This window comes from Micromonospora sp. NPDC048871, from assembly GCF_043198155.1.
Taxonomy (GTDB): Bacteria; Actinomycetota; Actinomycetes; order Mycobacteriales; family Micromonosporaceae; genus Micromonospora.
The window spans coordinates 143,532-163,705 of the sequence record NZ_JBICUM010000012.1 but is presented as its reverse complement, the minus strand read 5'-3'; the positions used below and the strand labels follow the sequence as shown (position 1 = coordinate 163,705).

Genomic DNA, 20,174 nt, shown 5'->3' with positions numbered 1-20,174 from the left:
ATGCGTGCTCATGAGGCCGGTGCCCTGCACGGCGACATCGGCAACCGGGGGCCGGCCTGGCTGCGTACCCCGGCCGACGTCAACGCCCTGATGCCGCAACTGTGGCCGCGCAACACCGCGCGCGGCGCCGACGGCGACCTGGTCGTCGCGGGCCTGCGGGTACGCGACCTCGCGGCCGAGTTCGGCACCCCGGTCTACGTGCTCGACGAGGACGACCTGCGCTCGCGCTGCCGGGACTTCCGGGCGGCCTTCCCGACCGAGGACGTCTACTACGCCGGCAAGGCCTTCCTCTGCCGGGCGGTGGTCCGGATGATCGCCGAGGAGGGGCTCTTCCTCGACGTGTGCAGCGGCGGTGAACTGGCCGTGGCGCTGGCCGCCGGAATGCCCCCGGAGCGGATCGGCTTCCACGGCAACAACAAGTCCGAGGCGGAGCTGCGGCGGGCGCTGGACGCCGGGGTGGGCCGGATCATCGTCGACTCCTTCGCCGAGATCGACCGGCTGACCGCGCTGGCCCGGGAGCGGGAGATCCGCCCCCGGGTGCTGATCCGGGTGACCGTCGGTGTCGAGGCACACACCCACGAGTTCATCGCCACCGCCCACGAGGACCAGAAGTTCGGCTTCTCCCTGGCCGGTGGGGCGGCCATCGCCGCCGCCCTGCGCATCCTCGACGAGGGCGTGCTGGAGCTGCGCGGGCTGCACTCGCACATCGGTTCCCAGATCTTCGACACCAGCGGGTTCGAGGTCTCCGCCCGTCGGGTGCTGGCCCTTCAGGCGCAGATCCGCGACGCCCGGGGGGTGCAGCTGCCCGAGCTGGATCTCGGTGGCGGTTTCGGCATCGCGTACACCAGCCAGGACGACCCGGCCGCCCCGCACGACCTGGCCAAGCGGCTGCGCAAGATCGTCGACTCGGAGTGCGCGGCGGAACAGTTGGCCGTGCCGCACCTGTCCATCGAGCCGGGCCGGGCGATCGTCGGCCCGGCCGTGTTCACCCTCTACGAGGTCGGTACGGTCAAGGACGTCGATGGCATCCGGACCTACGTCAGTGTCGACGGGGGGATGAGCGACAACATCCGCACCGCCCTCTACGACGCCTCGTACTCGGCCACCCTGGCCAGCCGGTCCAGCACCGCCGAGCCCATGCTCGCCCGCGTGGTGGGAAAGCATTGTGAGTCCGGGGATATCGTGGTGAAGGATGAATTCCTGCCCGCGGACGTGCAGCCCGGAGATCTTGTCGCGGTGCCTGGCACAGGTGCCTACTGCCGCAGCATGGCCAGCAACTACAACCACGTGCCCCGACCCCCGGTGGTCTCGGTACGGGATGGCCAGGCCCGGCTGATCGTCCGGCGGGAGACCGAAGCTGACCTGCTCGCCTTGGATGTGGGATGAAACAACCTGTGCGCCTGGCCCTGCTCGGCTGTGGCACCGTCGGTGCCGAGGTGGTCCGGCTGCTGCACGAGCAGTCCGCTGACCTCGCCGCCCGGATCGGTGCCCCGCTGGAGATCGCCGGCATCGCCGTACGCCGGATCGGTCGTGACCGTGGTGACCTGCCGGTGGACCCGGCGCTGTTCACCACGGACGCCCTCGGCCTGATCAAGCGCGACGACGTCGACGTGGTGGTCGAGGTGGTCGGCGGCATCGAACCGGCGCGCAGCTGGCTGGTGGAGGCGCTGCGGGGCGGCAAGAGCGTGGTCACCGCCAACAAGGCCCTGCTCGCCGAGGACGGCGGCGCCCTGCACGACGCGGCTCTCGAGGGCGGTGGCGACCTCTACTACGAGGCCTCCGTGGCCGGAGCGATCCCGCTGCTGCGCCCGCTGCGCGAGTCGCTGCACGGGGACCGGATCACCCAGGTCACCGGCATCGTCAACGGCACCACCAACTTCATCCTCTCCGCCATGCACGCCACCGGCGCCGGCTTCGCCGAGGCCCTGGAGGAGGCGACCGAGCTGGGGTACGCCGAGGCGGACCCGACCGCCGACGTGGAGGGCTTCGACGCCGCGGCCAAGGCCGCCATCCTCGCCTCCCTGGCCTTCCACACCCGGGTCGGCGCGGCCGACGTGCACCGGGAGGGCATCACCGAGGTGACCTCCGCCGACGTGGCCAGCGCCAAGGCGATGGGCTGCACCATCAAGCTGCTCTGCATCGCGGCCCGGGGCACGGACGCCCAGGGCCGGGAGTCGGTGAACGTCCGGGTGCACCCGGCGATGATCCCGCTGACCCACCCCCTGGCCAGCGTCGGCGACGCCTTCAACGCGGTCTTCGTGGAGGCCGACGCGGCCGGTCAGCTGATGTTCTACGGGCGGGGTGCCGGTGGGGCGCCGACCGCCAGCGCCGTTCTCGGTGACGTGGTGGCGGTGGCCCGCAACCGGCTCGCCGGGGTCCGCTCGGCCAGTGAGTCCGCCTACGCCGACCTGCCGGTCCGGCCGATGGGGGAGGCCCTGACCCGCTACCACATCAGCCTGGACGTCGCCGACCGTCCGGGTGTGCTGGAGGCGGTGGCCGGAGTGTTCGCCCGGCACCACGTCTCCATCGCCACCGTCCGGCAGGGCCCCTCAGGTGGCGACAACGACGACGCCGTACTGGTGATCGTGACCCATGTGGCCCCGGACGCGGCGCTGGCGGCCACGGTCGACGAGCTGCGTGGGCTGGAGATCGTCCGGTCGGTGGCCAGCGTGCTGCGGGTCGAGGGCGGTCTCTGAGGTCCTCGACCAACGCGGGTGGGGACGGCCGCTGCCAGGGCGGTCGGGCCGGCTGGTTGACTGGTGGGGCCGTCCCGCCAGGTGGTTGGCGCGGGGTGCGCCGGCCTCCGCGCGGCGCGGCCGCGCGAGGCTGGTAATTGCCGACGGTGCAGAGCTGAGACTGAGGAGAACGACATGTGGCGGGGCCTGATCGACGCCTACCGGGACCGACTGCCGGTCACCGACGCCACGCCGGTCGTCACCCTGCACGAGGGGAACACCCCGCTGCTGCCCGCCCCGGTGCTCTCCGCCCGGCTCGGCTGTGACGTCTACCTCAAGGTGGAGGGGGCCAACCCCACCGGCTCCTTCAAGGACCGGGGCATGACGATGGCGGTCTCCAAGGCGGTCGAGGCCGGCAACAAGGCGATCATCTGCGCCTCCACCGGCAACACCAGCGCCTCCGCCGCCGCGTACGCGGCCCGTGCCGGGGTGACCTGCGCGGTGCTGGTGCCCCAGGGCAAGATCGCGTTGGGCAAGCTGGCCCAGGCGCTGGTGCACGGGGCCAAGCTGCTCCAGGTCAACGGCAACTTCGACGACTGCCTGGCGCTGGCCGCCAAGCTCGCCCAGGACTACCCGGTGGCGCTGGTCAACTCGGTGAACATCGACCGGCTGCACGGCCAGAAGACGGCGGCCTTCGAGATCGTCGAGGCCCTCGGTGACGCCCCGGACATCCACTGCCTGCCGGTCGGCAACGCCGGCAACATCTCCGCGTACTGGATGGGCTACACCGAGGACCTGGCGGCCGGCAACGCCACCCGCACCCCCCGGATGTACGGCTTCCAGGCCGCCGGTGCCGCGCCGATCGTCACCGGCCAGGTGGTGCCGGAGCCCTCGACCATCGCCACCGCCATCCGGATCGGCAACCCGGCGAGCTGGACCAAGGCCCTGGACGCCCGGGACGCCTCCGGGGGTCTGATCGACGCGGTCACCGACCGGGACATCCTCGCCGCGTACCGGCTGCTGGCCCGGGAGGTCGGGGTCTTCGTCGAGTTGGGCAGCGCGGCCAGCGTGGCGGGTCTGCTCCAGCAGGCCGCCGCCGGTCGGGTGCCGGCCGGTTCCACCGTGGTCTGCACGGTCACCGGCCACGGCCTGAAGGACCCGGAATGGGCCATCTCCACCGCCCCCTCCCCGGTCACCATCGCCAACGACCCCCTGGCCGCCGCCCGCTCCCTGGACCTGGCCTGACCCCCGGACTTCCGTGTTGATCAAGAAGTTTGCGTCTTGGCGAGCGCCATTTCCGACGCAAACTCTTGATCAACTCAAGCGGGGTGGGGTGGGGGTTTGACTGCGCCGGTCAGGGTGCGGAGGACCAGGGCCAGGGCTTCGTGGCGGGAGACCTGGTGTTCGGTGAGGTAGCTCCAGCCGGCGTAGAGCTGGGACCAGAGGACCGACTGCAACCACGTAGCGGGTAGGGCCGGGTCGATACTGCCGTCGGCGTGGCCTCGGGCGACCATGGCGTGGAAGTCGTCGTCGCAGACCTCGGTGCTCCAGGCGGGGTCGCCGACCAGCGCGGGCTCGGAGAAGGCCAGCGAGAGCAGGTCGCCCAGGTCGAAGTACTCCGCGCAGAGCCGCAGCAGGGCCTCGGCGCCGTTGCCCTCGGCCAGGCGGGCGCGGGTGGTGGCCTCGTTGAGCCGGGCCGTACCTTCGGCGGCCACGGCGGCCAGCAGGTCGGACCGTTCGGCGAAGTACCGGTGCAGGGTGGTCCGGCCGACCTGGGCGGCGGTGGCGATATCACCCAGGCTGGCGGTCTGGTTGCGGCTGAGCACCTCGATCGCGGCTTGCAGGATGGCCTGCCGGGTCCGCGCCCGGCTGCCGCTCTCATCCCTGCTCGCCACGTCGAAGAGGCTACAACGTACGAATTCGGAATAGTGCTTGCCCGCAATGGAACAGTAATGTTCCATTGCGGGGTGACTTCGACCGTCTTACCCACCCGGACCGAACCGCAGCCGCCCACCCAGCGGGCCCGCACCGGGCTGCTGCTGGCCTACCTCCGGCCGCACTGGCCGGCGATGCTGGTCGGGCTGCTGCTCGGCCTGTTCGCCAACGCCGCCGGGCTGGCCGCCCCGCTGGTGACCAAGTGGGTGCTGGACACCCTCGGTGCCGGTGAGCCCCTGACCCGACCGGTCACCGTGCTGCTGATGCTCGTGGTGGTCGGTGCCGTCATCTCGCTGTGGCAGTGGATCCTGATGGGCCGGATCGCCGAGGCGGTGGTGCTCGACGCCCGCACCGGGGTGATCCGCCGCTACCTGGCCGCCCGGATCGACCAGCTGACCCGCCGCCCCAGTGGGGAACTGGTCACCCGGGCCACCTCCGACCCGGCGCTGCTGCACCAGGCATCCGGCAGCCTGGTCGGACTGACGAACGGCGCCCTGGCGCTGATCGGGACCCTGGTGCTGATGGGCACCCTGGACCTGGTGCTGCTGGGCGTCACCATGGTCGCGGTGCTGGTGGTCGCGGTGCTGATGGGCCTGCTGCTGCCCACCATCGGCCGAGCCCAGGAGGCCGCCCAGGAGTCGGTGGGACGGCTGGGCGGAATCCTGGAAGGCTCCCTGCGGGCGGTCCGCACGGTCAAGGCCAGCCGCGCCGAGCAGCGTCAGACCGAGGCCCTCACCACCCACGCCCGCGAGGCCGCCCGGCACGGCCTGCACGCCGCCCGGCGTAGCGCCCTGGTCTGGACCATCTCCTGGACCGGCATCCAACTAGCGGTCATCGTCATCCTCGGGGTCGGGGCCGCGCGGGCCGAACGCGGGCTGATCGAGGTGTCCACCCTCATCGCCTTCCTGCTCTACGCCTTCGGGCTGATGGGGCCGATCGGTGACCTGACCCAGAACCTGACCGCCATGCAGGCCGGCATCGCGGCGGCCGGCCGGTTGCGGGAGATCGAGGCCCTGGCGGCGGAGCCCGGCTCCGCGCCCGCCGAGGTATCAGCGAACGGGGGTGCCACCGCCGGGCCGGTGCTGGCCCTGCGCGGGGTCACCGCCCGGTACGCCCCCGGAGCCCCGCCCGCCGTACGGGACATCGACCTGGAGATCCCCCGGGTCGGCCACACCGCCCTGGTGGGACCCTCCGGGGCCGGCAAGACCACCCTGTTCTCCCTGCTGCTGCGCTTCCTCGAACCGGAGCACGGTGAACTGCTGCTGGACGGCCGCCGGTACGTCGAGCACACCCCGGCGCAGATCCGTGGCCGACTGGCCTACGTGGAGCAGGAGGCGCCGGTGGTGCCCGGCACCATCGGCGACAACCTGCGCTTCACCCATCCCGACGCCACCGACGACGAACTGTGGGCCGCCCTGCGGGCGGTCGACCTGCACGAGAAGGTGACCGGCCTGGAACTCGGATTGGACACCCCGTTGGCGGCCACCACGGTCTCCGGGGGTGAACGGCAGCGCATCGCGTTGGCTCGGGCGGTGCTGCGTACCCCGGATGTGCTGCTGTTGGACGAGGCCACCTCGCAGGTCGACGGCCTGACCGAGGCGGTGGTCAGCCGGTGCGTGCGGCAGCGGGCCCGGCAGGGTGCCGTGGTGACGATCGCCCACCGGCTCTCCACCGTGCTCGATGCCGACCAGATCGTCGTGCTGGAGGGTGGCCGGATCCGAGCCGTCGGTGACCACGCCACCCTGCTGCGTACCGACGAGCTCTATCGGGACCTGGTGGCGGCGCTGCGGATCGGCACCGTGGCGGAACCGGTCATGACCGCCCCGGAAGCTGACGAAGGGAACGGGTCGGGCACACTGCTCGTGCCCCACGACCGTCTCCCCCAGGAGTGAGTCACGCCGATGTCGCTGCTCGCCAGATTCAGCCTCGCCAACCGGGGGCTGGTAGCCCTCATCGCGGTGGTGACCACGGCGTTCGGTGCGTACGCCGTGCCGTCGCTGAAGCAGCAACTCCTGCCCTCGCTGGAGTTTCCCGCCGCCTTCATCGTCGCCTCGTACCCCGGCGCCGCGCCCGAGGTCGTCGAGTCCCAGGTCACCGAGCCGATCGAGAACAGCCTGCGGGGCATCCCCGCCTTGGACACGGTCACCTCCACCTCCCGTGAGGGTCTGACCACGGTCACCGTCCAGTACGAGTTCGGTACCGACCTGGACGACGTGGTCAACAAGATGCAGACCGCGCTGAACCGCACCCGGCTGCCCGAGGGGGTCGAGCCGCAGGTCTTCGCGGGCAGCACGGACGACCTGCCGGCGGTGGTGCTGGCCGCCTCCGGCGGTGGCGACGAGCGGGAGCTGGCGGCGAAGCTGCGCGAGGTCGTGGTACCCGAGTTGGCGGCCATCGAGGGGGTACGCGGCGTCGAGTTGACCGGGGTCCGCGAGGAACTGGTGGTGATCACCCCGGATCCGGCGAAGCTGGCCAAGGCCAAGGTGCAGCCGACCGCGATCACGACCGCCCTGAAGGCCAACGGGGTGGCCGTACCGGCCGGGGTGGTGCGCGACGGCGAGCGCAGCCTGCCGGTGCAGGTCGGGGCGCCGCTGACCACTCTGGAGGAGCTGCGGGAGGTGGTCGTCGCCCCGCCGGTCAAGAAGACCCCTGCGGTACGGCTGGGTGACATCGCCACGGTGGAGGAGCAGCTGACCCCGGCCACCGCGATCACCCGTACCAACGGCCGGGAGAGCCTGGGCATCACGGTCACCGCCGACCCGGACGGCAACGCGGTGGAGATCTCGCACGCGGTCGGCGACCGGCTGGACGACCTGCGGACCGCTACCGGAGCCGAGCTGACCGTGGTGCTGGACCAGGCGCCGTTCGTGGAGAAGTCGATCAAGACCCTGAGCACCGAGGGCCTGCTGGGTCTGATCATGGCCGTGGTGGTCATCCTGGTGTTCCTGCTGTCGGTACGGTCCACCGTGGTCACCGCGGTCTCCATCCCGCTGTCGGTGGTGGTCGCCCTGCTGGCCCTCTGGCTCGGCGACTACTCGCTAAACCTGCTGACCCTCGGCGCGCTGACGGTGGCGGTCGGGCGGGTGGTCGACGACTCGATCGTGGTGCTGGAGAACATCAAACGGCATCTGACCTACGGCGAGCCGAAGCGGGAGGCGATCCTCACCGCCGTACGCGAGGTGGCCGGGGCGGTCACCGCCTCCACCCTCACCACGGTCGCCGTCTTCGCCCCGATCGCCCTGGTCGGCGGCTTCGTCGGGCAGTTGTTCGCGCCCTTCGCGATCACCGTCACCGTGGCCTTGCTGGCCTCCCTGCTGGTGTCGCTGACGGTGATCCCGGTGCTGGCGTACTGGTTCCTCAAGCCGGTTACCGGGTCCGACGGTGCGGCCCTGCGTCAGGCCGCCGAGCAGCGCGAACTGCGCAGCCCGTTGCAGCGGGCGTACCTGCCGGTGATCCGGTTCGCCACCGGACGGCGGGCCTACCGCTGGGCCACGTTGGCCGTGGGAGTGCTCGTGCTCTTCGGCACCTTCGGCCTGGCCCGGCAACTGGAGAGCAACTTCCTCGACGACTCCGGCCAGGACACCCTGAACATCCGGCAGGAACTGCCGGTGGGCACCGGGCTGGCCGGCACCGACGCGGCGGCACGTCAGGTCGAGGCGGTGCTGGCGCAGACCCCGGGTGTGGAGTCGTACCAGGTCACGGCCGGTGGCGGGGACAGCCCGTGGACCGGCAGCGCCGGCAACAACGTGGCCAGCTACGCCCTGCGGCTGGACGGGGAGACCGACGCCAAGGCCATGCGCGGCATCCTGCGGGAGCGGTTCGCCGCCCTGGGCGCGACGGCCGGTGAGATCACCTTCCCGGCCGGTCAGGGTGGTGCCTCCGCCAACGAACTGGCGGTCATCGTGACCGCCGCCGACCAGCAGACCCTGGCGACCGCCGCCGAGCAGGCCCGGGTGGCCCTGGCCGGCATCTCCGGTGTCGAGGACGTCTCGACCACCCTCGCCCAGCAGGTACCCCGGGTGGAGGTGACCGTCGACCGGGTAGCGGCCAGCCGGGCCGGGCTCACCGAGGCGGCGGTCGGTCAACTGGTGGCCCAGTCCTTCCGGGGTACCCCGGTGGGTCAGATCAGCCTGGACGGCGGTAGCCGGGACCTGGTGCTGCGGCTGTCCGCCAAGCCGCCGCTGACCGTGGAGGAACTCGAGGCCCTGCCGGTCGGGGCGGTCAAGCTGGGCGACATCGCCGAGGTCACCCAGACCGAAGGACCCCAGCAGGTAAGCCGGATCGACGGTGAGCGCAGCGTCTCGGTGACCGGTACGGTGACCGGCTCGGACCTCGGTGCGATCAGCAGCGAGTTGCAGCGGCGGCTGGACGCGATCGAGGTGCCGGGGGCCACCCTGACCCTGGGCGGGGTCAGTGCCGAGCAGCAGGAGACCTTCGCCGACCTGGGCCTGGCCGTGCTGGCCGCGATCGCGATCGTGTTCCTGATCATGATGGCCACCTTCCGGAGCGTGGTGCAGGCGCTGATCCTGCTGGTCTCCATCCCGTTCGCGGCCACCGGGGCGGTGGCCCTGCTGCTGGCCACCGGAACCGCGCTGAGCGTGCCGGCGCTGATCGGCGTACTCATGCTCGTCGGCATCGTGGTGACCAACGCGATCGTGCTGCTGGACCTGGTCAACCAGTACCGGGCACAGGGGATGGGGGTACGGGAGGCGGTGGTCGAGGGTGGCCGGCACCGGCTGCGCCCGATCCTGATGACCGCGATCGCCACCATCTTCGCGTTGACCCCGATGGCCTTCGGGCTCACCGGGGAGGGGGGCTTCATCTCCCGGCCGCTGGCGATCGTGGTGATCGGTGGGCTGCTCAGCTCCACCCTGCTCACCCTGGTCCTGGTGCCCACCCTGTACGCCATGGTGGAGGACACCAAGCAGTCGCTGCGCCACCGGCGCTCGGGCGACTCCTCGGAGTCCTCCGAGCCGGAGGCCGAGGCCACCCAGCCCACCGGCGAGGCCGCCTCGGCCGAGGTCGAGGCCACCGACAAGCAGCCGGCGCAGAGCCGGCCGGTGCCGGCGGCACCCTCCGGGGCGCTGCTGGAGGGCACCGACCAGTTCGAGGTGCTCCGGCTGCCCAGGAGCCGCAACTCACCCCTCCCCCCGGCGGAGTAACCACGTCGACGCTTCAGGCCCCCGGCCGACCGCCGGGGGCCTCGGCGTCCGCTGTGCCGTGACTCGGAGGCCGGGCAGGTATGGTCCGCCTCGTGGTCTCCACCGTGTCGGTCCTCACCCGCAACCGGAACTTCCGGAATCTGTTCATGGCCGAGTTGGTGGTCTTCGGGGCCGACTGGTTCGTGATGGTGCCGTTGCTGGTCCTGCTGCCGAAGCTGACCGGCAGCGGGGTGTGGGGCGCCCTGGTGCTCGCGGTGGACACCGGCATCCTGGCGTTGCTGCTGCCGTACGCCGGGGCCATCGCCGACCGGTTCGACCGCCGCAAGATCATGATCGTGTCCAACCTGGCCGCGCTCGTCGGGGTGCTGCTCCTGCTCGGGGTACGCAGCTCCGGTACGGCGTGGCTGGCGATGCTGGGCATCGGAGTGATCGCGATGGCCAAGGCCTTCTACTCCCCGGCCGCGCAGGCCGCCCTGCCCAATGTGCTCGAACCCGAGGAACTGGCTGCGGGCAACGCGGTGGCCGGTTCGGCCTGGGGCACCATGACCATCGTCGGGGCCTCACTCGGCGGGGTGCTCACCGCCGCCACCGGCCCGTACGTCTGCTTCTGGGTGGCCGTGGTCGCGTTGGTGGTCGCCGCCGGCCTGGCGGGGCGCATCCGCCGGCCCTTGCAGGCGCCCCGCGACAAGAACACGCCGGTACCGCAGACCTGGACGGCGATCCGCGAGGCCCTGGGCTACATCGGACACCGCCCCCGGGTGCTGGCCCTGGTCACGGTCAAGTCGGCGGTGGGGCTGGGCAACGGCGTCCTGACGGTCTTCCCGCTGCTGGCCGGGCTGTACGGGGTCGGCCCGATCGGCACCGGCCTGCTGTTCGCGGTACGCGGTGCGGGCGCCCTGATCGGTCCGATCCTGATGCGCCGGGTGCTGACCAACCGCGCCTGGCTGCTGCCGGGGCTGGCCCTGTCCATGTCGGCCTACGGGCTGGCCTACCTGGGCACCTCCCTGGTGTCCTGGTTCCCCTTGGTGCTGGTCCTGGTCTTCGTGGCGCACTTCGCCGGTGGCAGCAACTGGGTGATGTCCAACTTCGCGTTGCAGGGCGAGGTGCCGGACCGGTTGCGGGGCCGGGTCTTCGCCACCGACATGATGCTGGCGACCCTGGCCATCTCGGTCAGCCAACTCGTGGTCGCCTTCGTCATCGACGTGGTGGACGAACGGGTCGTGCTGGCCGGCTGTGGCCTGGTCACTCTGGTGTACGCGATCGGCTGGCGGGTGGCCACCCGACGGCTCTCGCTGGCCGCCCCGGAGCCGACCGTCGCCGAGACCGGCACTCGGTGAGGGCACTGGTGCGGTCAGGCTAGAGCCTGCGAGCAAAGCGCGCTCGGGCGCGAGTTGCGTCTCAGGGGACGGGCGGTGCCCCGGACCCGGTCGGTGAACCCCTAGCATGGGCGGCGTGCCGACCACCTTCGCCGCCGGCCCTTACCGGGTCCGGGTCCCCGCCACCAGCGCGAACCTGGGGCCCGGCTTCGACGCCCTGGGTCTGGCCCTGGCGCTCTATGACGATGTGGCCGCCGAGGTGACCACGAGCGGCGTGACCGTTTCCGTGGTCGGTGAGGGCGCCGGTGACCTGCCGCTGGACGACAGCCACCTGTTGGTACGCGCGATGCGGGCGGCCTTCGACGAACTCGGTGGGCAGCCGAGGGGACTGTCGGTGGAGTGCGTGAACCGGATCCCGCAGGCCCGTGGGCTCGGCTCCTCCTCGGCCGCCATCGTCGCCGGGGTGCTGCTGGCTCGGGCCCTGGTGACCGACGGGACCCAGCGGCTCGACGACGACGCCGCGCTGCGGCTGGCCGCCCGGATCGAGGGCCATCCCGACAACGTGGCACCCTGCCTGCTCGGCGGGTTCACCCTGGCCTGGACGGAGCCCTCCGGCGCACGGGCCGTGTCGTTGCCGGTGGCCGAGGGGGTACGCCCCACGGTGCTGGTGCCCACCGAGCGGGGCCTGACCGCCTCCGCCCGGGCGGCTCTGCCGCCGACCGTGCCGCACGGCGACGCCGCGCTCAACGCCGGTCGGGCGGCGCTGCTGGTGCACGCGTTGACCACCCGGCCGGATCTGTTGCTGCCGGCCACGGTCGACCGACTGCACCAGGACTACCGGGCGTCCTCGATGCCGGGTACGGCCGCCGTGGTGGAAGAGTTGCGTGCGGCCGGTGTGGCCGCTGTGGTCAGTGGGGCGGGTCCGACCGCCCTCGCCCTGTCTGACCTGCCCGAAGGGTTCGAGCCGGGAACAGATTGGCGGATTCTGCGGTTGCCGGTGGACGTACGCGGTGCCCAGGTCGGGCAAGGTAGACTCGGACACGCGGAGCGGGACCCTGTTGCCGCAGGTCGCAAGAGTTGATTACGCTCTAGACTTAGCACAGCCGCGAAGCATGCGATCTCCTGCGGGTCGGCGCCCCCCGAAGCTTTCGGCGGTAAGCCCGTCACCCCTGCCTAGGCCACGCCGCACCGCAGTCTTCACTGGTCGCCGCAGACGGCGAAACGCCGCCCACAGCTTTCCTGGGTGGGTCGGGCGACCGACCGGCTGCTGTGTCACAGACTCCCGCGAAGCGTCATGCGAGGCGGGTGCACCGAGGCCGCCCGGCCACCTGTAGTCGATTCCGGGCAGTCCCGGCCTATCGAGGGAAGGAATCCATTGAGCGACACCACCGACGTGACGTCGGATGTTTCCAACGTCGCTGGCGATGCCACCACCGCTGCTCCTGCCCGCCGCCGGCGTAGCGGCACCGGCTTGTCGGCGATGCTGCTGCCGGAGCTGCAGAGCCTGGCTGCGTCGCTCGGCATCTCGGGGACGGCTCGCATGCGCAAGGGCGAGCTGATCAGCGCGATCACCGAGCGGCAGGGCAGCGCCGCGGGCGCCCCTCGACCACGGGCCGAGGTAGCGGCGGCCGCCGCGCCGGCCCGCGAAGAGGTCCACGCCGAGGTACGCGAGAGCGCTGAGCGGCCGGAGTCCGGTCGCCGTGCCGCCGAGCAACCGGCGGCGAGCGTCGAGACCGAGGGCCGGACCCGGACCCGGCGCAGCCGGGCCACCGCCGCAGCGGAGCCGCGCGTTGAGGAGCCCGCAGCCGAGGCCGGCGAGCGGACCGAGGGCCGGGCGCGCCGTACCGAGCGGGCTGCGGAGCAGACCGCTGAGCGTCCTGCCGAGCGTGCCGAGCGCGGCGCGGAGCGGACCGCCGAGCGGACCGACCGTGCCGCCGAGCGGGGCGAGCGTGCCGCCGAGCGCACCGCCGAGCGGGCTGAGCGCACCGAGCGGGGCGACCGCACCGAGCGCACCGAGCGGGGCGACCGCACCGAGCGCACCGAGCGGGGCGATCGTGCTGAGCGCACCGAGCGGGGCGACCGTACCGAGCGGGGCGAGCGGGGTGACCGTGCCGACCGCGGTGAGCGCGGCTCCGAGCGGGGTGACCGTGCTGAGCGTGGCGAGCGCGGGGACCGCGGACAGCGTGCCGAGCGGGACACCAACAACGACGACGACGACGAGAGCGGAGGTCGGCGCAGCCGGCGTAGCCGCTTCCGGGACCGTCGGCGCGGCCGGAACGAGCGTGGCGAGTCCGGCGGCGAGTCCGGCGGCCGTGAGCCGCAGGTCGGCGAGGACGACGTGCTCGTGCCGGTGGCCGGCATCGTCGACGTCCTCGACAACTACGCCTTCGTCCGGACCACCGGCTACCTGGCCGGTCCGAACGACGTGTACGTGTCGATGTCCCAGATCAAGAAGTACGGCCTGCGCCGGGGTGACGCGATCACCGGTGCGGTGCGGGCGGCCCGGGACGGCGAGCAGCGTCGCGACAAGTACAACCCCCTGGTCCGGCTGGACACCATCAACGGGATGGAGCCGGACGAGGCCAAGCGGCGGCCGGAGTTCTACAAGCTCACCCCGCTCTACCCGCAGGAGCGACTGCGGCTGGAGACCGAGCCGCACATCCTCACCACCCGGGTGATCGACCTGGTCATGCCGATCGGCAAGGGGCAGCGGGCGCTGATCGTCTCGCCGCCGAAGGCCGGTAAGACCATGGTGCTCCAGGCGATCGCCAACGCGATCACGCACAACAACCCGGAGTGCCACCTGATGGTGGTGCTGGTCGACGAGCGGCCCGAAGAGGTCACCGACATGCAGCGCTCGGTCAAGGGCGAGGTCATCGCGGCCACGTTCGACCGTCCGCCGCAGGACCACACCACGGTCGCCGAGCTGGCGATCGAGCGGGCCAAGCGCCTGGTCGAGCTGGGCCACGACGTGGTCGTACTGCTCGACTCGGTGACCCGGCTCGGTCGGTCGTACAACCTGGCGGCGCCGGCCAGCGGCCGGATCATGTCGGGTGGTATCGACTCCACCGCGCTGTACCCGCCGAAGCGGTTCCTCGGCGCGGCCCGCAACATCGAGAACGGCGGCTCGCTGACCATCCTCGCCACCGCGCTGGTGGAGACCGGTTCGATGGCGGACACGGTCATCTTCGAGGAGTTCAAGGGCACCGGTAACGCGGAGCTCAAGCTGGACCGGAAGATCGCCGACAAGCGGACCTTCCCGGCCGTGGACGTCAGCGCCTCCGGTACCCGCAAGGAGGAGATCCTCCTCGCGCCGGAGGAGCTGGCCATCATCCACAAGCTCCGCAAGGTGCTGCACTCGCTGGACTCGCAGGCGTCGCTGGACCTCCTGCTGGACCGGCTCAAGCAGTCCCGTACCAACATCGAGTTCCTGATGCAGATCGCCAAGTCGACCCCGGGGGAGTAACCTCCGCCGACGAAGATCGACGAAGGGGGCGTGGCCGACTGGCCGCGCCCCCTTCGCATGGCCGCTCCCTTCCCGGATCCCGCCGCCCGTACCCCTTTGGGCGCAAAGGGGGTGTTGTCTCCGCTGGCCCAGTCCGCCCCGGCGCGCGACCGGCCGGCGGGGGAGGGGGAGGAATGGTGGGCGGGGCGGTGGGAATGCGTACGGAAGGGCTGTTGTTGCTACCGGCGACCAGCTGGTGTGGCCCGATTTCGGGGCCCGCGGCAGCCCATGGCAGACTGGTCAATCGGCCACCGGTTCCGGTTCACGCCCCACGATCGACGCGCAACGGCGTGTCAGGGCGACCCGGCGACCACGACGAGAGGACCGAGGCGACATGAAGCAGAACATCCACCCGGAGTACGTGACCACCGAGGTCACCTGCTCCTGCGGCAACACCTTCAGCACCCGCAGCACCGCCAAGGGGGGCTCGATCCACGTCGAGACCTGCAACGCCTGCCACCCGTTCTACACCGGTAAGCAGCGCGTCCTGGACACCGCTGGTCGGGTCGCCAAGTTCCAGCAGAAGTACGCCAAGGTTCAGGCCAAGAAGGCCAAGTAGCTCCTGGTCCGACGCCCGCGCCCGGCTCTCGCCGGACGCGGGCGTCGTCCGTCTGTTCCCGCCTCCAGCCATTCTCGAAGGAGCGATGCACAGCATGAGCAGCGAGCGTCTGGCCAGGCTCCTCGACGAGTACGCCGAGCTGGAGAAGCGGCTGGCCGACCCGGCCATCCACGCCGATCAGGGCACCGCCCGGCGGGTCGGTCGGCGGTACGCCGAACTGGTCCCGCTGCACAAGGCCGCCGCCGAGCTGGAACAGGCCCGGGCGGATCTGGCCGCGGCCCGGGAACTGGCCGCCGAGGACCCCTCCTTCGCGGCCGAGACCGAGACCCTGGCGGCGGAGTTGCCCGCGCTGGAGGAGCGGCTGGCCGAGCTGCTGATCCCGCGCGATCCGCACGACGCCAAGGACGTCATCGTCGAGATCAAGGCCGGTGAGGGCGGCGAGGAGTCCGCCCTGTTCGCCGGGGATCTGCTGCGGATGTACACCCGGTACGCCGAGCGACGTGGCTGGCTCACCGAGGTGATCGACGCCCAGGACTCCGACCTCGGCGGGGTCAAGGACGTCTCCCTGGCGATCAAGACCAAGGGGGTCCCCGAAGGGGGCAACGGGGTGTGGTCCCGACTCAAGTGGGAGGGCGGGGTCCACCGGGTGCAGCGGGTCCCGGTCACCGAGTCCCAGGGGCGCATCCACACCAGCGCCGCCGGGGTACTCGTGCTGCCCGAGGCCGAGGAGGTCGATGTCACCATCGACCCCAACGAGCTGCGGATCGACGTGTTCCGCTCCTCCGGGCCGGGCGGCCAGTCGGTGAACACCACCGACTCGGCGGTACGCATCACCCACCTGCCCACCGGCATCGTGGTCTCGTGTCAGAACGAGAAGTCCCAGTTGCAGAACCGGGAGCAGGCGATGCGGATCCTGCGGGCCCGGCTGCTGGCCGCCGCCCAGGAGCAGGCCGACGCGGCCGCCTCGGACGCCCGCAAGGCCCAGGTGCGTACGGTCGACCGGTCGGAGCGCATCCGTACCTACAACTTCCCGCAGAACCGGATCACCGATCACCGGATCGGCTACACGGCGTACAACCTGGATCTGGCGCTGGCCGGGGAACTCGACGGGGTGCTGGACGCCCTCACCGAGGCCGACCGGGCCGCCCGACTGGCCGGGGACCCGGAACTGGCCCGCCGCTGAGCAGCCTCAGGCGCCGCGGGGGCAGCCCTTGGCCCGCAGCATCTCCCGGTCGGCCGCCTCGAAGGCGGCGCTGAGGGCGTCGCGCTGGCCCGGGCCGCCCGCGCCGACCTCGGAGAAACCGATGCTGACCCCGACCGGGGTGCCGGGCACCAGGGATTCCCAGTCCTCGGTGCGGATGGCGGCGTCGATGCGCCGGGCCACCTCGGCGGCCTCGGTCATCCCGGCACCGGGCAAGACGACCACGAACTCGTCGCCGCCGTAGCGGGCCACGAAGTCACCCCGGCGCATCACCCGGTTGATCACCCCAGCGATCCGCTGGAGGACCAAATCCCCGGAGTGGTGCCCGTGCCGGGTGTTGACCGCCTTGAAGCCGTCCAGGTCGCAGACGCCGATGACGACCCGCTCGCCGCGGGCGACCACGGCCGCGATGTAGCGCTCCAGCCGGCGGCGGTTCGGCAGCCCGGTCAGCGGGTCGGTGAGGGCCTCCCCCTCGAAGCGGGCCGCCTCCCGGCGCATCTCCTCGTGGTCGATGCGGGCGGCGATGCCGTCGATGTAGACGTCGCGGAGTCGGTCGTGCCGTTGGGCGGCCAGCCGGAAGGCCAACCGGTCGGCCCGGTGCGCCCCCGCGTGGTCACCGGCCCGGCCCAGGGCGATGCTGCGCAACCGGGCCGGTTCGGCGGCACCGAGGGTCTCGGCGCTGACCTGCACGCTGCCCAGCCGGGTGACCGCCTCGATGGGCCGGCCGTCGGCGATGGCCAGGCAGACCTGACCGAGTTGGCGCATGTCCCTGGCGCGGGCGCTGTCCGCCCCGTGCCCGAGCAGCCGGGCCGGGTCGGCACCTCCCACGGTCTCGACGACGTCACCGAGGGCGGCCCGGCGGGCCCCGGCGTACCCGTAGGCGGCGAGGCTGCTGGGGCGCAGTCGGTCGGCGGTGCCGTTGGCGATGAACCGGGTCAGGTCGGTGGCGATGTCCCGCAGTACGCGCAGACAGCCGTCGCCGTCGCCGGTGTGGTCCAGGGCCACCGCATTGCGTAGCCGGATGCCCGGGGCGGCGAAGGTCTCCTCCGGGATCCCGGCCGCGTTGCCCAGTTGCCGGGCCCGTTCGATCGCACCCAGGGCGTAGCCGTGGAAGCTCAGGTAGGAGTAGGCCATGGCCAGGTCGTGCCAGCCCCAGGCGGTGTCCCGATCCGGGTCGTCGACCGCACCCAAGGCCCGGGCGGCCCGCACCAGGTGGGTGACGCAGCGGTCCAGCGCGCCCTGGTGGTGCGCGGCCAGCGCGGCCAGGGCGTTGAGGTGCCCGTGCAGGTAGGGCTCGGCGAGATCGCGTACGACGGCGGAGGCTTCCTCGATGGCCCGGGTGTACTCGGCCGTGCGGCCCAGGTTGATCAGGGCGGAGAGGCGTTGCACCAGCGCATCGCCCCGGGTATGCGGGTCCCGGGTGGTACGCAGCACCCCGTCCAGGATCGCGTACGCCTCCGTGGAGCGACTCACCTCCTGGAGCGCCCGCGCTTTCCTCAGGGCGTCAACCTGGTCCTCGACCCGGTCGAGCCAGCCCACCCGCGACCTCCCGTCGGCGTGCCGCTGCACCTGCTTTTGCACGTGCACCGCGACGACTCATGATTATGGCGTGACCACGCAGCCGCAACACCCGTCCGAAGGACCGAGACGGCACCGTCCGTCTCTGCTGGTGGCCGCTGCCACCCGGGACCTGCTCGCCGCCGGGGTGGAATCGGCCCGTACGGACGCGGAACTGCTGGCCGGGCACGTTCTGGGGCTGTCCCGAGGCCGGCTGGCGCTGGCCGAAGATTTCACCGACGAGCAACGAAACCGTTACCAGGCGTTGGTGGACCGCCGGGCGCGCCGTGAGCCTCTGCAACACCTCACCGGCACTGCCGGATTCCGGCATCTGGATCTGGCGGTCGGGCCGGGTGTGTTCGTGCCGCGCCCGGAGACCGAACTGCTCGCCGGCTGGGGTGTCGACCGGCTCCGCAGCATGACGAGCCAGGAGCCCCTGGTGGTCGACCTGTGCAGCGGGTCCGGGGCGATCGCCCTGTCGGTGGCCCAGGAGGTGCCGGCCGCCCGGGTGGTGGCGGTGGAACGGTCACCGGCCGCGCTGGCCTGGCTGCGGCGCAACGCGGCGGACCGGGCCGCGGCCGGAGACCGACCGATCGAGGTGGTGGTGGCCGACGCCACCGACCCGGACCTGCTGGCCGCCCTGGTCGGCCAGGTCGACCTGCTGCTGTGCAACCCGCCGTACGTGCCGCAGGCGGTGGCCGTACCCCCGGAGGTGGCCGGACACGACCCGGCGGAGGCGGTCTTCGGTGGGATGGACGGCCTGTCGGTCATCCGTCCGGTGATCGACCGTGCGGCGACCCTGTTGCGCCCGGGTGGTCACCTCGGGGTGGAGCACGACGACACCCACGGCGCGGCCGTGCCCGACCTGCTGGCCGCGGACGGTCGCTACACCGCGATCACCGCCCATCCCGACCTGACCGGGCGTCCCCGTTTCGCCACCGCGTCCCGCCGAACGGACCACCCACCGGCCGGCACGACCGGCACGTGGCAGACTGGCTCCTCGTGATGCTCTACGACTGCCGGTCGCTGGCCGACCGGGACCGCGGCATCGCTGCGGCCATCGAAGCGGTCCGCAACGGCGAGCTGGTGGTCCTGCCGACCGACACGGTCTACGGGGTGGGTGCGGACGCCTTCACCCCGTACGCGGTCAAGGCCCTGCTGGATGCCAAGGATGCCCCGCACACGCCGCCCCCGGTGCTGATCGGCTCCCGGCACACCCTCGACGGCCTGGTCTACTCGCTGCCCACCGAGGCGCGGGACCTGGTGGAGGCGTTCTGGCCGGGGGCGTTGACGATCCTGGTGCAGCATTCCGCGAGCCTGCGGTGGGATCTCGGCGACGACAGCGGGGTGGTGGCGGTACGGATGCCGCTGCACCCGGTCGCCCTGGAGGTGCTGCGGGAGACCGGTCCGATGGCGGTCGCCTCGGCCAACAAGAGCGGCCAGCCGCCCGCCCTGACGGCCGAGGAGGCACGCGACCAACTCGCCTACTCGGTGCGGGCGTACCTGGAGGCGGGGCCGGCGGTGGACCCGGTGCCCAGCACGATCGTGGACCTCACCGGTGACGATCCGGTGCTCGTCCGGGAAGGTGCCATCGGGCTGGACCGGCTGCGGGAAGTGGTGCCGGAGCTGCGCGAGAGCCAGGAGGCGTAGGTGCCTCCCTTCACCGTTCTGCACGTCTGCATGGGCAACATCTGCCGCTCCCCGATGGCGGAGCGGCTGCTGGTGCTGGCCGTACGGCAGCGCCTGGACCGGCGCGACATCGACCCGGCCCGCGCCGACGACCTGCTGCACAGCCACAGCGCCGGCACGGGTGGTTGGCACGCCGGCGAGGAGATGAACCCGCCGGCCGCCCGGCAGGTGATCACCCGGGGTGGCAGCACCGCCGGGTTCGCGGCCCGCAAGCTGCGCTCGGAGCACATCGACGCGGCCGACCTGGTGCTCACCGCCACGGCCGACCAGCAGGAGTACGTGGTGGCGCTGCGGCCCGACGCCGCGGCGCGCACCTTCGTGCTGGGGGAGTTCGGGCGGGTGCTGGCCACCCTGGACCCCTCCGGCTTGCCGGCGGCCGAGGCTTCCCCGGAGGCGGTGTACGCCCGGGGGGTGGCGCTGGTCGAGGCGGCCCACGCGGCTCGCCAGGGCACGACCCTGCTGCCCACGGACGACCTCGACGACCCGTGGGGGCGCGGGGACCAGTGCTTCACCCGGGTGGCCGACGAGATCGAGGAGACCGTGCAGCCGCTGGCCGCCACCCTGCTGCCCTGATC

General features: G+C 72.1%; 15 protein-coding genes. 13 read left to right on the top strand and 2 right to left on the bottom strand.

All coding sequences use genetic code 11. The features are described from left to right. The 3 genes from lysA to thrC all read left to right on the top strand — a co-directional run bounded on the left by lysA (nt 1) and on the right by thrC (nt 3,920). A complete protein-coding gene (gene lysA, locus ACGFIK_RS23150; protein ID WP_327024301.1) occupies nt 1-1,386 on the top strand; it encodes a diaminopimelate decarboxylase in 1,386 nt (461 codons plus the stop codon). A gap of 8 nt (nt 1,387-1,394) precedes the next feature. Continuing rightward, nucleotides 1,395-2,696, top strand: coding sequence for a homoserine dehydrogenase (locus ACGFIK_RS23145; protein WP_327027448.1), 1,302 nt, complete (start codon nt 1,395-1,397; stop codon nt 2,694-2,696). A gap of 174 nt (nt 2,697-2,870) precedes the next feature. Next, nucleotides 2,871-3,920 (top strand): threonine synthase, encoded by a 1,050-nt coding sequence (gene thrC, locus ACGFIK_RS23140; protein ID WP_327024302.1) that lies wholly within the window; start codon nt 2,871-2,873, stop codon nt 3,918-3,920. A gap of 74 nt (nt 3,921-3,994) precedes the next feature. Here thrC and ACGFIK_RS23135 read toward each other — a convergent pair whose 3' ends face one another. Further along, nucleotides 3,995-4,570 carry a TetR/AcrR family transcriptional regulator gene (locus ACGFIK_RS23135; protein ID WP_327024303.1) on the bottom strand — a complete coding sequence of 192 codons (576 nt, stop codon included), beginning with the start codon at nt 4,568-4,570 and terminating at the stop codon, nt 3,995-3,997. Between the two features lie 72 nt (nt 4,571-4,642). On the opposite strand from ACGFIK_RS23135, the gene ACGFIK_RS23130 reads away from it, so the two are divergent. The 7 genes from ACGFIK_RS23130 to prfA all read left to right on the top strand — a co-directional run bounded on the left by ACGFIK_RS23130 (nt 4,643) and on the right by prfA (nt 16,335). Then, entirely contained in the window at nt 4,643-6,502 is a 1,860-nt protein-coding gene (locus tag ACGFIK_RS23130; protein ID WP_327024304.1) for an ABC transporter ATP-binding protein, read from the top strand. A gap of 9 nt (nt 6,503-6,511) precedes the next feature. Further along, nucleotides 6,512-9,772, top strand: coding sequence for an efflux RND transporter permease subunit (locus tag ACGFIK_RS23125; RefSeq protein ID WP_327024305.1), 3,261 nt, complete (start codon nt 6,512-6,514; stop codon nt 9,770-9,772). A 92-nt stretch (nt 9,773-9,864) separates the two neighbouring features. Further along, complete coding sequence (locus tag ACGFIK_RS23120; RefSeq protein WP_327024306.1) at nt 9,865-11,109, top strand: MFS transporter; 1,245 nt, start codon at nt 9,865-9,867, stop codon at nt 11,107-11,109. Between the two features lie 106 nt (nt 11,110-11,215). Next, nucleotides 11,216-12,169: a homoserine kinase gene (gene thrB / locus ACGFIK_RS23115; RefSeq protein ID WP_327024307.1), complete on the top strand. Its 954-nt coding sequence runs from the start codon at nt 11,216-11,218 to the stop codon at nt 12,167-12,169. A gap of 294 nt (nt 12,170-12,463) precedes the next feature. Beyond that, complete coding sequence (gene rho, locus ACGFIK_RS23110) at nt 12,464-14,554, top strand: transcription termination factor Rho (RefSeq protein WP_327024308.1); 2,091 nt, start codon at nt 12,464-12,466, stop codon at nt 14,552-14,554. Nucleotides 14,555-14,927: 373 nt separating this feature from the next. Next, a complete protein-coding gene (gene rpmE / locus ACGFIK_RS23105) occupies nt 14,928-15,152 on the top strand; it encodes a 50S ribosomal protein L31 (protein WP_327024309.1) in 225 nt (74 codons plus the stop codon). 94 nt (nt 15,153-15,246) lie between these two features. After that, nucleotides 15,247-16,335 carry a peptide chain release factor 1 gene (gene prfA, locus ACGFIK_RS23100; RefSeq protein ID WP_327024310.1) on the top strand — a complete coding sequence of 363 codons (1,089 nt, stop codon included), beginning with the start codon at nt 15,247-15,249 and terminating at the stop codon, nt 16,333-16,335. A gap of 6 nt (nt 16,336-16,341) precedes the next feature. On the opposite strand, the gene ACGFIK_RS23095 is transcribed toward prfA, so the two are convergent. Next, complete coding sequence (locus ACGFIK_RS23095) at nt 16,342-17,892, bottom strand: GGDEF domain-containing protein (protein WP_327027449.1); 1,551 nt, start codon at nt 17,890-17,892, stop codon at nt 16,342-16,344. A 70-nt stretch (nt 17,893-17,962) separates the two neighbouring features. Between ACGFIK_RS23095 and prmC the strand changes: the two genes are divergently transcribed. From prmC to ACGFIK_RS23080, 3 genes are read left to right on the top strand one after another with little or no spacing between them, the layout of a single operon-like run. After that, the gene (gene prmC, locus ACGFIK_RS23090) at nt 17,963-18,916 is read left to right on the top strand and encodes a peptide chain release factor N(5)-glutamine methyltransferase (RefSeq protein WP_327024311.1); all 954 of its coding nucleotides are present in this window, start codon (nt 17,963-17,965) and stop codon (nt 18,914-18,916) included. After that, nucleotides 18,916-19,560, top strand: a complete 645-nt coding sequence (locus tag ACGFIK_RS23085; RefSeq protein ID WP_327027450.1) for an L-threonylcarbamoyladenylate synthase — start codon at nt 18,916-18,918, stop codon at nt 19,558-19,560. The genes prmC and ACGFIK_RS23085 overlap by 1 nt, the downstream gene beginning before the upstream one ends. Beyond that, complete coding sequence (locus ACGFIK_RS23080) at nt 19,561-20,172, top strand: phosphotyrosine protein phosphatase (protein WP_327024313.1); 612 nt, start codon at nt 19,561-19,563, stop codon at nt 20,170-20,172. It begins immediately after the preceding gene. The last annotated feature ends 2 nt before the right edge of the window (nt 20,173-20,174 follow it).

Coding starts and splice junctions, on each gene's coding strand:
- thrB (WP_327024307.1), top strand. CDS start 11,216: ATGGGCGGCGTGCCGACCACCTTCGCCGCCGGCCCTTACCGGGTCCGG.
- lysA (WP_327024301.1), top strand. CDS start 1: ATGCGTGCTCATGAGGCCGGTGCCCTGCACGGCGACATCGGCAACCGG.
- prfA (WP_327024310.1), top strand. CDS start 15,247: ATGAGCAGCGAGCGTCTGGCCAGGCTCCTCGACGAGTACGCCGAGCTG.
- ACGFIK_RS23085 (WP_327027450.1), top strand. CDS start 18,916: ATGCTCTACGACTGCCGGTCGCTGGCCGACCGGGACCGCGGCATCGCT.
- rpmE (WP_327024309.1), top strand. CDS start 14,928: ATGAAGCAGAACATCCACCCGGAGTACGTGACCACCGAGGTCACCTGC.
- thrC (WP_327024302.1), top strand. CDS start 2,871: ATGTGGCGGGGCCTGATCGACGCCTACCGGGACCGACTGCCGGTCACC.
- ACGFIK_RS23125 (WP_327024305.1), top strand. CDS start 6,512: ATGTCGCTGCTCGCCAGATTCAGCCTCGCCAACCGGGGGCTGGTAGCC.